Origin of the sequence: Enterococcus sp. 4G2_DIV0659, from assembly GCF_002140715.2 — a bacterium.
Lineage (GTDB): Bacteria > Bacillota > Bacilli > Lactobacillales > Enterococcaceae > Enterococcus_L > Enterococcus_L mansonii.
On record NZ_NGLE02000001.1, the window covers coordinates 2,562,402 to 2,575,395 of the forward strand.

At 35.8% G+C, this 12,994-nt stretch carries 16 protein-coding genes, 1 tRNA gene and 1 other annotated feature; of the genes, 14 read left to right on the forward strand and 3 right to left on the reverse strand.

Going from position 1 to position 12,994, the window contains the following annotated elements:
* The 5 genes from A5880_RS12000 (at position 1) to A5880_RS12020 (ending at position 5,367) form a co-directional block, all read left to right on the forward strand.
* Positions 1-2,004 (forward strand): phage tail protein, encoded by a 2,004-nt coding sequence (locus A5880_RS12000; protein ID WP_086329271.1) that lies wholly within the window; start codon positions 1-3, stop codon positions 2,002-2,004.
* Complete coding sequence (locus A5880_RS12005; RefSeq protein ID WP_167364075.1) at positions 2,004-2,177, forward strand: hypothetical protein; 174 nt, start codon at positions 2,004-2,006, stop codon at positions 2,175-2,177. The genes A5880_RS12000 and A5880_RS12005 overlap by 1 nt, the downstream gene beginning before the upstream one ends.
* Positions 2,178-2,191: 14 nt before the next feature.
* On the forward strand, positions 2,192-3,928 hold the full coding sequence (locus tag A5880_RS12010; RefSeq protein ID WP_256924769.1) for a hypothetical protein: 1,737 nt from the start codon (positions 2,192-2,194) through the stop codon (positions 3,926-3,928).
* 32 nt (positions 3,929-3,960) lie between these two features.
* Positions 3,961-4,167, forward strand: coding sequence for a BhlA/UviB family holin-like peptide (locus A5880_RS12015; protein ID WP_086330292.1), 207 nt, complete (start codon positions 3,961-3,963; stop codon positions 4,165-4,167).
* A gap of 63 nt (positions 4,168-4,230) precedes the next feature.
* Positions 4,231-5,367 (forward strand): N-acetylmuramoyl-L-alanine amidase, encoded by a 1,137-nt coding sequence (locus tag A5880_RS12020; protein WP_086329272.1) that lies wholly within the window; start codon positions 4,231-4,233, stop codon positions 5,365-5,367.
* Between the two features lie 40 nt (positions 5,368-5,407).
* On the opposite strand, the gene A5880_RS12025 is transcribed toward A5880_RS12020, so the two are convergent.
* A complete protein-coding gene (locus A5880_RS12025) occupies positions 5,408-5,941 on the reverse strand; it encodes a hypothetical protein (RefSeq protein WP_086329273.1) in 534 nt (177 codons plus the stop codon).
* Positions 5,942-6,385: 444 nt separating this feature from the next.
* A tRNA-Arg gene (locus A5880_RS12030) sits at positions 6,386-6,459 on the reverse strand.
* Between the two features lie 161 nt (positions 6,460-6,620).
* Positions 6,621-6,699: a sequence feature (ribosomal protein L21 leader region), on the forward strand.
* A 19-nt stretch (positions 6,700-6,718) separates the two neighbouring features.
* Here A5880_RS12030 and rplU point away from each other — a divergent pair.
* From rplU to A5880_RS12060, 6 genes are all read left to right on the forward strand, one after another.
* Positions 6,719-7,027, forward strand: coding sequence for a 50S ribosomal protein L21 (gene rplU, locus A5880_RS12035; RefSeq protein WP_010762829.1), 309 nt, complete (start codon positions 6,719-6,721; stop codon positions 7,025-7,027).
* Between the two features lie 34 nt (positions 7,028-7,061).
* Positions 7,062-7,406 (forward strand): ribosomal-processing cysteine protease Prp, encoded by a 345-nt coding sequence (locus A5880_RS12040; protein ID WP_086329274.1) that lies wholly within the window; start codon positions 7,062-7,064, stop codon positions 7,404-7,406.
* Positions 7,407-7,418: 12 nt separating this feature from the next.
* Positions 7,419-7,706, forward strand: a complete 288-nt coding sequence (rpmA, locus tag A5880_RS12045) for a 50S ribosomal protein L27 (RefSeq protein WP_010762831.1) — start codon at positions 7,419-7,421, stop codon at positions 7,704-7,706.
* Between the two features lie 223 nt (positions 7,707-7,929).
* A complete protein-coding gene (locus A5880_RS12050; protein ID WP_086329275.1) occupies positions 7,930-8,406 on the forward strand; it encodes a DUF2798 domain-containing protein in 477 nt (158 codons plus the stop codon).
* Between the two features lie 154 nt (positions 8,407-8,560).
* A complete protein-coding gene (locus A5880_RS12055; RefSeq protein WP_086329276.1) occupies positions 8,561-8,965 on the forward strand; it encodes a hypothetical protein in 405 nt (134 codons plus the stop codon).
* A gap of 228 nt (positions 8,966-9,193) precedes the next feature.
* Positions 9,194-9,340, forward strand: a complete 147-nt coding sequence (locus A5880_RS12060; RefSeq protein WP_086329277.1) for a hypothetical protein — start codon at positions 9,194-9,196, stop codon at positions 9,338-9,340.
* Between the two features lie 119 nt (positions 9,341-9,459).
* On the opposite strand, the gene A5880_RS12065 is transcribed toward A5880_RS12060, so the two are convergent.
* Positions 9,460-10,269: a metallophosphoesterase gene (locus A5880_RS12065; RefSeq protein ID WP_086329278.1), complete on the reverse strand. Its 810-nt coding sequence runs from the start codon at positions 10,267-10,269 to the stop codon at positions 9,460-9,462.
* A 174-nt stretch (positions 10,270-10,443) separates the two neighbouring features.
* Here A5880_RS12065 and A5880_RS12070 point away from each other — a divergent pair, with 174 nt between their 5' ends.
* The 3 genes from A5880_RS12070 to nusB all read left to right on the forward strand — a co-directional run bounded on the left by A5880_RS12070 (position 10,444) and on the right by nusB (position 12,687).
* Positions 10,444-11,508 carry a M24 family metallopeptidase gene (locus tag A5880_RS12070; protein WP_086329279.1) on the forward strand — a complete coding sequence of 355 codons (1,065 nt, stop codon included), beginning with the start codon at positions 10,444-10,446 and terminating at the stop codon, positions 11,506-11,508.
* Between the two features lie 311 nt (positions 11,509-11,819).
* The gene (locus tag A5880_RS12075; protein ID WP_086329280.1) at positions 11,820-12,245 is read left to right on the forward strand and encodes an Asp23/Gls24 family envelope stress response protein; all 426 of its coding nucleotides are present in this window, start codon (positions 11,820-11,822) and stop codon (positions 12,243-12,245) included.
* Entirely contained in the window at positions 12,238-12,687 is a 450-nt protein-coding gene (gene nusB, locus A5880_RS12080) for a transcription antitermination factor NusB (protein ID WP_086329281.1), read from the forward strand. Before A5880_RS12075 ends, nusB begins: the two co-directional genes overlap by 8 nt.
* The last annotated feature ends 307 nt before the right edge of the window (positions 12,688-12,994 follow it).

Consider the following 12,994-nt stretch of genomic DNA (forward strand, 5'->3'; position numbering starts at 1 on the left):
GTGCTAATGACAATGAATTTAAACCGTGAATACACAGCTATTTTAGAGAATGCCACTAAAGTCAGTTATGAAAAAATAGAGAATGAAATAGGCAGTATAGAATTTACAATGCCATTGTACGATACAAAAAATTCGATGATTCAAGCTCTTCAGTGGGTTGAGCTAACAGACAATGAAAATGAATACATTGGATTGTATCGAATCATGCCATCCGAAATAAAGAAGGATAAAAACAACTACACGATTCATTACACTGCATACCATGTTTTAGGGACACTGCTTGATAGTGTCCTTTTTGGTTACCATGAGTTAGTCAATAAAAAAACTGTTGATGTGATCAATTACGTATTATCAAAACAAAAAGTGAAACATTGGATATTGAAGAAATGTGAATTTACCCGATATTTTTCATACGCTTGGGAAAACGAAAATGGATTAGCTGATGCACTTTTCAGTATTCCAAAAGCTTTCGATGAAGATTATATATGGGAATTTAACACACAAGTTTACCCGTTTGAATTATCGTTAGTTAAGCCGAAAACTGAGCCTGTTTGCAGAGTTCAAGAGGGTTATAATATGGAAGGCTTTCAGATTAATCAAGATCCTAACAGCCTTGTAAATCGTGTGTATCCATTAGGAGCTGGCGAGGGTGTAAATCAAATCAATATAAAAGCAGTGAATGCCGGTAAGTATTATGTGGAAGACGCAGCATCAATAAAAAAATATGGTTTGATTGAATATGTTTGGGTAGACCAACGCTTTACTATTGATCAAGCTTTAAAAGATAATGCATTGGCCATGTTAAAAAAATGGAGTGAGCCAAAAGTTAGCTGGACAATAACAGCTTCTGATTTAATTAAATTAACTGATGCACCTCTTGAAATCGATAAACTACGTCAAGGATCAGTCGTAATGATTAACACGAACGAATACGGATCAATTAACCTAAGAATAAAAAAAGAATCTAAAGCAGACGTATTCGGGCAACCTCAAGCGTTAGATTTAGAAATCGGAAACATTCAAGGTGATATTAATACCACGATGTCAGACCTTGGGAGAAAGCAAGAAATAAACGAAACATACTCGCAAGGTGCTACTAATATCTTAAACTACAGCTATCAAGATAACTGTGAAGCGGCTTACCCAGCGATTATAGAGTTTTATCTGGATGATGATGTATTTCATGTAAATACTGTTGAATTGACGTTTAAAACTAAAAAATACCGTGGCTACACTAAAGCCGTAAAAGGTGGTGGTGCAAAAGTCACCTCTACTTCTGCAGGTGGAGCGAGTACACAAACGAGTAGTGCTGGTGGCGGTAGTATTGTTTCAAGCACATCAGGGGGTGGAGGAGTTACCACAAGTGCTTCAGGTGGCGGAAGTACACAGTCAAGTAGTGTTGATGGTCAAAGTACTCAAACAAGTAGTGCTGGTGGAAGTCATAGACATTTAATGTTTTCGCAAACTAATATTGCCGGCCCTATACCTTCTAATGTGCGATACGAAGCAGGAAGTGGAGAACTCATTCAATTAGGTGGTTCTAAGAGAGATATATATACTAGAGAAGTTAGCGGGGAACATACGCATACTATCACCACACCAGCTCATGCACATACTGTACCAATACCAAACCATAGCCATAACGTACCAATACCGAACCACAGTCATAACGTTAGTATACCGAGCCATACACACAAGGTTACTATTCCAAATCATACACATACGGTAACTTTACCGGATCATACCCACCCGCTTGAATGGGGAATATATGAGGCGCCAAACAGCGCAAATAGCGTGGATATAATTGTAGATGGGAAAACACTTCCTCAACACGACACAAACCAACAGCGGCTTAATATCGTTGATTATTTGCGGAAAACTACCGGCGGAAAAATAGCTAGAGGAAATCACACAATCGAAATAAAACCGAACAGACTTGCGAGGATTGAAGCGCAGGTTATTTGTCGTGTATTTATTCAATCACAATTAGGAGGTCAATTTTAATGCAGTTAAAAATTAAATTAATCAGCGATCAACAAGAATTCGTAATTACTGACAAAACAGGTAAAACGCTAGACGATTACTTTGAACAGTTGATTGATAATAGTACGCCATTCATCAAGATTGGAAACAAAATTTTACAAAAATCTACCATCGAATATATCGATGCAGATTAAAGGAGTGAAAATCTATGGCAGTTGAACAAATCAAAGAAACAGATACGCTCAACCAAGGGCGTATAAAGATCAATGCAATCTTGGATCAATCAAATGCTTCATCTGCAAAGGTTGATGATTATCAATCCCAATTAAAAGATGGGATTGCAGAAGCTAAAAAAATAGCAGATGAAGCTGGGAAAGATGCTGTTGAGATTGCAACAGAAGCAGGTAACCAAGCAAACGAAACAGCCAGTCAAGCTATGGCCAACTCAAAAACAGCCATTACTACCGCTGATCAAGCCGTTTCGACTGCTAATAATAATAAACAAGAGTTTGATACCTTAAGGAATGATTTTGATCAATTAGTAGCAGAATCTGGAGATAGTAACCCTGAAATTGTACAGGCTCGTACAGATACACAAGGTATTAAACAAGCCACTTTAGCTAATCGATTACAAATAGACTTTGCTGACAGGATGACAAAAGCAGAAGGTATCTCATTATTAGTCGGCAGTTCAAATATCAAAATCATGATGGATTTTGTGGGAAAGACCGCTGGAAATACAGCAACCAACCCAAACAAGTATTTCTCAGATTTTACCGCTAAAACGCTGAAAAAGCCATCCGATACTTGGAATGAAGTATCACAAGCGGATTACAATAAGTTGGCCAGTCGTGATGATTCAGGAGTTATTACAGGCTCAACACAAAGTGGTGTTATTCCTCAACAACGAGGTGAGTTTAATATTATTGAAATTGTAAAAGCTTTGATTCCGCAAATTTTTGAAGGATTGGATAAGCAGCAATCAGTTGAATTTATCAAAAAAAACTTTACGTCGTTTACGATTAATGAAAGGGTAAAAGCTACTTCTCCGAACAACAAAAATATTAAGGTCTCAACCTATCTACAATCAACTGATTCATGGAGTACTCAAATTCAAGAATCAGCTCCAGAACTTAAAGATTTTTCTGTTCAAATCAATGATAAAAACTTTATCACTGATGAAGGATTTATCCATTTAATTAACTACACTGATCCATCGAATGGTGTCACTTCGTCGAGCTTAGAAACAGACTATAGCGGTATACAGATTGAATTGTCTGTAAATGCTCAAGATATTCTTGAAAAGTCCGGATTTGCCAAAACGGAAGACGTCAATAAAAAAATTGATGCTCATGTTGATGATCAAAACAATCCGCATAACGTAACTAAGAAGCAAGTAGGGTTGGAAAATGTAAGCAATGTTGGTTTTGCGAATGATGGAGAAGCTGTTGCAGGTACTAATACAAACAAATACATGCACCCTAAAAACGTTTCTGATGCGATTAAGGGACAGGCAGTCACTCAAATTGGAGAACAAACTGTTGAGGGAATTAAAAACTTTGTTGATGGTTTGCAAAGTAAAGGAGTAGAAGTAGTGACTTCTAGACCTTATAAAAGAACGAAGTACACGGCTCTTTTAAATGGAGCAACAGGATTTGTAGAGGTAGAGAAACTTAATGGTTTTATAACTATTAAAGTTAGTGTACAGACTAATAAAGCGGCAACAGCGGGTTGGCTAAATTTTATAAAATTACCAGAAGAGTATAGGATTGCTCAAGATAAGGTTCAATATGGAGCGCCTGATCCATCAAGTACTGGATACCCACATCAACATGGTGCAACAATACACTTTTATAACACAGGGGACATCCATTTTGGCAAGTGGTCCAGTAATAATGTCGCTTACTTAGCAACAGTTACAACGCCGGCAGCTAATGATTTATAATCGACCATTTAAAGAAGAAAGTGGTGAAAATTTTGGAAAAAATTATCGAAGGGTTACTAACTAATCCTGAGCAGATCACGTTTGCTATATTATTTGTTGGATTATTAGTTTGGGTGATGAAGCAAAATAATGAGCGTGAAAAACGTTATCAAGGCACTATAGATAAATTGACAGATGCATTAGGAGATGTTGAGTCTATCAAAAGTACAGTGGATAAGATCCACGAAAAATTAAATTAATAGATTATAGTCCTCAGAAATGGGGGCTATTTTTTATATAAAAAATATGAAAGAGGTTTTAAAATGAAGAAATTTAGCAAGTTTTTATTATCATTGATTGTTGTTACAGGTTTGTGGTTGCCAGTTGGAGCACAAGCGTATACGATCGAACAAGATCCAATTCGATTTAGTTATCATCCAGGATATGCAACGAATGAAATTATTGTGTTACATGAAGCTGGCAATCCGAGTAATGTAGGCGCTGATAGTTTAGATCGTGAAGTAAGCTTTATGAAGCGTAACTGGCAAAATGCCTATGTATCTTACTTTGTCGGTAGTGGCGGCCGAGTTAAGCAATTGGCGCCTAATGGTTATTATCAATATGGAGCTGGCGCAACAGGTAATAGTAAGGCGTACGCTCAAATTGAGTTAGCTCGCACAAACAATGCGGAAACATTCAAAAAAGACTATGCTGCCTACGTTAATCTTACTCGTGACTTAGCGAAACAGGCTGGGTTTACTTTTGATTTAGACGACGGTACAGCGTATGGCATTAAAACCCATGAATGGATCACAAACAATTGGTGGGGCGATCATACTGATCCTTACGGATATTTGGCACAATGGGGTATTAGCAAATCTCGTTTGTCTCAAGACTTAATGAATGGCTTACCTGAGGATGGTAGTGAGACGATTGTTAAACCTAACAAGCCAAATACACCTAAATACAAAGTTGGGCAACACATCCGTTTTGCGACAATTTACAATACTCCTGATGATCCAAACGAAAAACATATCAATGCTGATCAAAAATGGACACAGGTGGGAACTATCACTCAAAAACTAGATGGTCGTAAAAATCTCTATAAAATTGAGAACAGTGGCAAGTTATTAGGTTACGTCAATGATGGGGACATCGTGGAGATTTGGAATCCTAATCAATCAACTGCACCATCTAAGCCACAAGAGTCTAATCTAGTGGCTATGAATGGGACGTTTACGACTAATCAAAGCTTGCCAGTGTCGCCAGATACAACAGTTGAGAGTGCTGCTTTGGCTTGGTATGATCCTTTTGAGTCAATGGAGTATGATGGTTATGTCATGGCCAATGGTTATGCATGGGTAAGTTACATTGATTATGGTGGTACACGTCGCTATGTTGCTGTAGGTCCAAATGATGGGCAGGTCGATACAACGTGGGGTACAGGGTTCTTTAATTAAATAAAATAGCCCTCCTTGCTTGGAGGGCTTGTTCATAGTTTTATTCAACATTGTGTTTTGACATATTGAAGCACTCACCTTTGTCATCGAACATCAGTGTTATGCTTTTATTCTCTCTACTCTTGCGAGCGCTTGACCATGTTACCATTGAGATATGGTTATCTCTAACATCCTTAAAAATATCTGTCGGAGTTCCTAACGTATCTACTGCACTTTCGTATGTCACGCCTTCATAAATATATTTCAAATTATCTTCTGTGAATTTGGATGTTCTGTCCTTTTGTGAATCATTATGTAATGCAAGATGCAATTTAGGAGAATATGAAAGACTCGTATTTGAGATTCTTTTTTTATTGTATAATAATAAATCGCCGTGTCTATCGCTAAAGTCATATTGATGCAAAAAAGCACTAAGCTTGAATCTAAATTTTAAGCTTTCTTCAGAAGTCTTTGAAACGTCAGTGTTATAGAATAATTTTTCCATAGTTGTCTGGTTGTACATAATAGCAGCGATGGTTAATAGAAAAACTGTTATAATTGCTAGTATTATTTTTTTTGATCGGATAAATTTCAATTTTATTTCCCCCTTTTTATTAAATAATTATATACTTTTACTACACAAGTCTGCAATCCTATCCTCGATATCGTTGCTCAATATCAACAACTCGCACAACTCTACAGCCTCCTCAAAACTCTCAAACTCTCACCGAGCCGCACCACTATCATTAACCAATTCTACTACCGTTACCATCTAATATAATAAGCAAAGAGGGGAGAGAATTATTTTGCATAAATCAAATAAAAAAGACTCTCCTAAATTAACAGGAGAGTCTTGAATTATTATGTTTTGGCTAACAGATTTTTACACCCAAAAATACACCTAAATTTTTATTTTTACACCCAAATCTACCTAAAAAATCAAAATAAAAATCATTATCAAAGGATCGTATAACCGTTCTTATTGCTGTTTTATCAATGAAAATCATGATTAAACTATGTTATAAACAGTTATAAAAAATACGCCAAGAGAGATTCGAACTCCCGACCGCTCGCTTAGAAGGCGAGTGCTCTATCCAGCTGAGCTATTGGCGCAATATGTTAACGCAACAAAATTTATTATAATGAACATAGAAAACAAAGTCAATCAAAAATTTCAAAAATACTCAACTTTGTCTATAAAGTGGAGAATAGACAAATTTTCATTGACTCACCTAGTATCTTTTGTTATGATATTAATGTTGTAATTGTGGACTCCACAGCTACAACCGCACAGAACAAGTTTTTAAGCATGATGTTTTATCATCACTTGGGATGGCGAGTCTAAGTCTAAAAGAAGGAGGTGCTGTATAGCATGTACGCAATTATCAAAACTGGTGGTAAACAAGTAAAAGTTGAGGTAGGTCAAGCAATTTACGTTGAAAAATTAGACGTAGAAGCTGGCGAAAAAGTTGTTTTTGACGAAGTTATCTTAGTAGGTGGCGAGTCTACGAAAGTAGGAGCTCCAACTGTTGCAGGTGCAACTGTCGAAGGAACTGTAGAGAAACACGGCAAACAAAAGAAAGTCGTGACGTTCAAATACAAACCTAAAAAACACACTCACCGCAAACAAGGTCACCGTCAACCATATACAAAAGTTGTAATCAACGCAATCAACGCATAATTCTTTTAAGTTGTATAGGAAAGAAGGCCTATCAATGATTAAAAGTTCTTTTAAACGAAATGGCGCAGGTCAAATCGTTTCATTTGAAGTCTCAGGGCATGCCGAATCAGGTCCTTATGGCAGTGATATCGTTTGTGCAGCTGTGTCTGCTTTAGCGATTAGCACAGTCAATGGCATTGATGCTTTAGCTGGTTTTGAACCGATTGTTGAAACCAACGAAACAGAAGGTGGTTACCTTTATGTTGAGATGATTTCAAAAGCCAATCAAGAACAAACCAACATTGCCCAAATTCTCTTGGAAAACCTTTTACTAGGTTTACAAGCAGTCGAGCAAGAAAATCTTGAATTTATTCAAGTCAAAACCATAAATGAAAAATAGGAGGTGCAGACTATGTTATTAAACATGAATTTACAATTATTCGCCCACAAAAAAGGTGGAGGTTCTACTTCCAATGGTCGTGATTCAGAATCTAAACGCCTAGGTGCTAAAAGTGCTGATGGACAAACTGTTACTGGTGGATCAATTTTATACCGTCAACGCGGAACTAAAATTTACCCAGGAGCAAACGTCGGTATTGGTGGCGACGACACGTTATTTGCTAAAGTTGATGGTGTAGTACGTTTTGAACGTAAAGGCCGCGACAAAAAACAAGTGTCTGTTTATCCAGTAGCTCAATAATAATTGAATTTACCAGCTCTATCTCTTGTGTAGTAAGGGATAGGGCTTTTTTTTATGTAAAAATGGTTAAAGATGCATCTGCATAACTAAATTGAAAAGAAGAGTAAAATATCATAATGATTAGTTGTAATTTTATTGAAAAATAATTAAAAAAATTTAACTTACGAGAAATTTATTTTTATGATAGCATGAACTCTGTTACAAAAATAGAGGAGAGTGTATTATGCCAAAAACAAAAAAAGAAGGGTTATTTTTTACTACCATTGTGTGTTTTTTTATGGTGGTATCTATGAGTGCCTATAATCTCTTATTACATGGGCAATTTTCATTAAGTAATTTAGTCGGTGGGCTTGTGCCAGGGTTTGTTGTTGCTTTTTTATTGGACATATTCCTTGTTTCATCAACAGCGAAGAAGATTGCTTTTGCTTTGCCAATAAATAAAGAGAAAAAAATCTACATGATTCTTGCTGTTTCTAGTTGTATGGTTTTAGGAATGGTTCTTTTTATGTCGATGTACGGTGTTATCGTTCAATTTGGTTTTACAGATGGTTTTTTGAACTATTACCTTGAAGGAGTTACTAAAAATCTGATTATGGCTTTACCATTACAACTATTGTTTGTGGGACCGATTTGCAGAATGATTTTAAGCAAGACCCGTCAAAGTAGTTGGCTAAAAGAAAATAGCCGAATAAAAGAATAGATGAAATAAAATGAGATGAATGAAACTGAAACTAGTTTTTTTGTCTCATTTTTATTATTATATAAAAATAATGATATGAAAAAGGATATAGATTTCCAAAAACGATAGGAAATTGTTATAATTAGTATAATATTGATTAAGGAGGCCTTCAACGATGGAAATACACGAGAGAATAGTCAGGTTATTAAACTCTAGCACAGTATTTTTGATTTCAACCATTGATCAACGGAATTTTCCGACGGTAATCACGGTTTCAGAGCCATTATGGAGAGAGGGCTTGTTAAAGTTACAGTTTTATCTAGATGGAAATGGTGAAACTGTTAAAAATATTCAATGTAATTCAAATGGGTCGGTGTGTTGCTATGAAGAAATCGAGCATGAAAGTCTGCTTTTAAAAGGGAAATTTACAATTGAACAAATTGAATCATTCGAAAAAATTGTCCCCAAATTATCAGATTATCAAAAAGAATTGAACCATCAAGCCCCTGTGTTAGTTACCTTTGAAACATGGACAGCTAGGATACATATGGATAAAAAAACCAAAGACATTATTGTTTAGCACACCAAATAACTGGTATTTATAAAAACGTATTTTAAAGAGTTACGCCCCAAACATGTTCGTCTCAACTTCCTTTTTTTCTTAAGTAAAACTTGTTGATTTTTCTTTTTTCTTAATAAGACTTCATTATTTATTTGAGAATTTTTATGTTTGAATTAAGTTTTTTGACGTATAGTTTATTTATAGCTTATCACAAATGATGAGCGTTGATAGAAAGGAGGAATGACGATGTACGCTGTAAAGGTATTACATGGGTATATTGGTAAAGACGGACAACGTACAAGGGACAAAAAATATGTTCGAATCTTTCCAAATAAACATTTTGCAGAAAAATTCGCTGATAAAATTGGCGGTCGAGTGAAAGAACTTAGATAAATAGATAACATTTAAAAATAAGCCGAGCTTTACGAAAATTAATCGTTAAATTTTCGTAAAGCTCGGCTTATTTTAAGGGAGTTATGTTGTCGTTTTTTTCCTATCTTCACTTGAAAAGGTTATACATAGAGATCAAAAACAGCGATTTCTGGTGGAACTCTAAAACGCGCTGGGATTTTTGTTGTACCCAAACCTGTATTGACGTATAAGGTTGTGTCATTGGCTAGCGTATAAAATCTTTCAAAATAATTTTCTGCCATGACATTTTTGATTGTTAGAAACGGAATCTTTACTTGTCCCCCATGGCTATGACCAGACAAGATTAATTGGATATTTTTATCTAGTACGTTATCAGCTTCATCTGGTTCGTGGCTAAGTAAAATAGTATATGGGCTTTGACGGTTGGCTAATGCATCATCAATGGAAGAATTTCCTAATAAAGAGTCATCCAATCCTGCGACATAAATTGATTTTTCGTGTGATAATGAAATGTTTTGCCCGGTATTTTCCAATAATTGAAAATCAGCAGCCGCCAATATTTCAGGATATGCATGGATTGCGGCGCCACCATAATCATGATTCCCCCAAACCGCATATTTTCCTAAAGGAGCAGATAGGCGACTTAGCGCAGCAATGACTTCTTCGGTAGGACCATATTGCGCATAATTATCAAATAAATCTCCTGTAAAGAAAATGATATCTGGTTTTTCGTTGTTTACTTTCGTTACAATTTTTTCTAATTGAGAGACAGGATAATTTTCTTGAATATGAATATCTGAAAGCTGAACGACCTTAACGGATGGTTGCCCATCGTTGCTTCCAACTGTGTAGCGATGTGTAACGATTCTTTTTGGCTCTATAAAAAAGGCGTAGAGAACCATACCAATCATTGCTAAAAATAGTAAATAGATAATGAATCTTTTTTTCATTAGTGACCTCACTTTCAATTTACATTATAGTGGAAAGAGCTTAAAAATAAGTAAAGCTGATAAGGTATTTCAGAAACTTTAGAATAATTTAGAGGTTATGTGTCTTAAGTGTTTTTCAAAATCAATATTTGTTATAATAGAAAGGAATCTAATTAGGAAAGAAGGACGAATAAAATGATGGTAAGAGTAAATAAGTTACGAGAGCTAATGAAAAAAAATGATCTTTCAGGATTCTTAGTGACAAGTCCATATAATTTACGTTATTTAACAAACTTTACTGGAACGACAGGATTAGCAGTAATCACTTTAGACAAGGCATTTTTTGTGACTGATTTTCGTTATACAGAGCAAGCCGCTGAACAAGCACAAGGATTTGAAATTATTCAAAATACTGGTCCGATTTATGATGAGGTGGTAGCAATAGCGGAAAAAGAGCTGTTGGCTAATCTTGCGTTTGAGGAAACATTTGTCAGTTTTGCAGAATATAGTTTGCTAGAAGAAATTACACCGTGTGATTTGATTCCAGTTGCAGGGGTAATCGAAGAGCTTCGTGAAGTGAAAGATGAAGAAGAAATCGCCATTATTGAAAAAGCTTGTAGTATTGCTGATCTTGCTTTTAAGCATATATTGACTGTCATCAAACCAGGAATGACCGAAATTGAAATTGCCAATCAACTAGATTTTTATATGCGTTCATTAGGCGCTTCTGGCGTATCTTTTGAAACAATTGTTGCAAGTGGTGTACGTTCTGCAATGCCGCATGGTGTAGCAAGCCATAAAGTGATTGAAAAAGGGGATTTAATTACCTTAGATTTTGGTTGTTACTATGAAGGGTATGTTTCTGATATGACCCGGACCTTTGCAATCGGTGAGCCTGACAGCAAATTAAAAGATATTTATCAAATCGTTTTAGAAGCACAATTAAAAGTATTGGACGAAGCTAAACCAGGTCTAACTGGGATTCAACTTGATGCGATTGCTCGTGATCATATTGCGTCTTATGGGTATGGTGAAGCATTTGGTCATAGCACGGGACATGGGATTGGTTTGGAAATTCACGAAGGACCAAATGTTTCCTTTAGAGCAGATAAACAATTTGTTCCAGGAAATGTGATTACTGATGAACCAGGTATTTATTTAGCAGGTCTTGGTGGTGTCAGAATCGAGGATGACTTATTGATTACCAAAGAAGGAAATCGTGTCTTGACCCATTCACCTAAAGAATTAATCATTTTATAAAATAGTTAACTGGATAAATATTTATGACAATGATGAAGAAAAAATAGTAGATACCAGAAATTAACTACTTTCGACTTATTTTAACCTAGTTTTTTTGGTAGCGAAACGAGCAGATTAATGATAAACTAAGAGTGATTGTAAACATAGATAGCTGAACAAAAGCTTGAAAAATAAAAGAGGCTTTTCAATATATAACTATCTAATGATTGGTAGGCTAGCTCCTCAAAATAAAATGGGAATGTTCATTTTAATTATTTCCTATTTTTTCTGCCGAGAGAGCCCGCTTTGCTTTTATTATAAGGAGGATTCAAATGACTGACGAAAAAAATCTAGTAATCAATACAAAAGATTCTTTAGGCGAGATTGTTATTGCGCCAGAGGTAATTGAAGTCATTATTGGTATTGCAGCATCTAAAGTAGATGGTGTATACGGTATGCGTGGAACATTTGCTAATAATGTAACAGAGTTTTTAGGCCGTGCTGCTCATGGTAAAGGCATCTTTTTAAGAGCAGAAGAAGATGGATTGAAAGTGGACATCTACTGCTACTTGAATTATGGGATATCCGTACCTAAAGTAGCTTTGGAAATGCAAGATCGTGTGAAACAACAAGTGTTGTTCATGACAGACATCGATTTAGTAGAAGTGAATGTTCATGTAGTGGCAGTCGTTCCTGAAAAATTACCTGAACCAGATTTCGATGAATTATTCCCGGAAGAAGAGGGAGAACATGAGTAAGCCAAGTTTCACTCGTCATGAGATTCGTGAAAAGGCGCTTCAGGCGCTGTTTCCTTTAGATTTTAATGTTGATTTAACAAAGCGAGATGCAATTTCTTATGCATTAGAGCTAGATAACCAAGAAATCATTAGTGAAGATGGGGAAGAATTTGTGCCTACTTACTTAGATTTATTGGTAGGTGGCGTTTGTGATCGAAAAGCAGAGCTAGATGAAGTAATTAAAAAACACTTAGGGACTAATTGGTCGATTACACGTATTGCTAAAATGGATTTGATTATTTTACGTATCGCTATTTTTGAAATGCTGTATGTTGGGGATGTTCCTAACACGGTTGCTTTAGATGAAGCAATCGAGTTGGCGAAAAAATATAGTGATGATCGTTCGAGAAAGTTTGTTAATGGTGTTTTAGCAAATGTAATGAAAGAGATTGATTCAAAGTAGAGATACTTTGAATCTTTTTTGTTGTGAATCACTACGATTGGCTTAGCCAGAGTAGATGATGAACAATACTTGGCGACCGAAGGGAGAGAAGTAACAATACTAGTGAATCACGAAGAACAAAGTGATTCGATGATGCACAATACAAGGTGTCTGAAAGACAAGTTGCTTCCTTAAAGCTCTAAAAATTGAAGGACTCAGAGTAGATGATGAACAATACTTGGCGACCAAAGGGAGAGAAGTTTCATTGATACATAATTAAAGATTATAGAGTGTTAAGACTAGCTGAATTATGCTAAAATGAAACAAT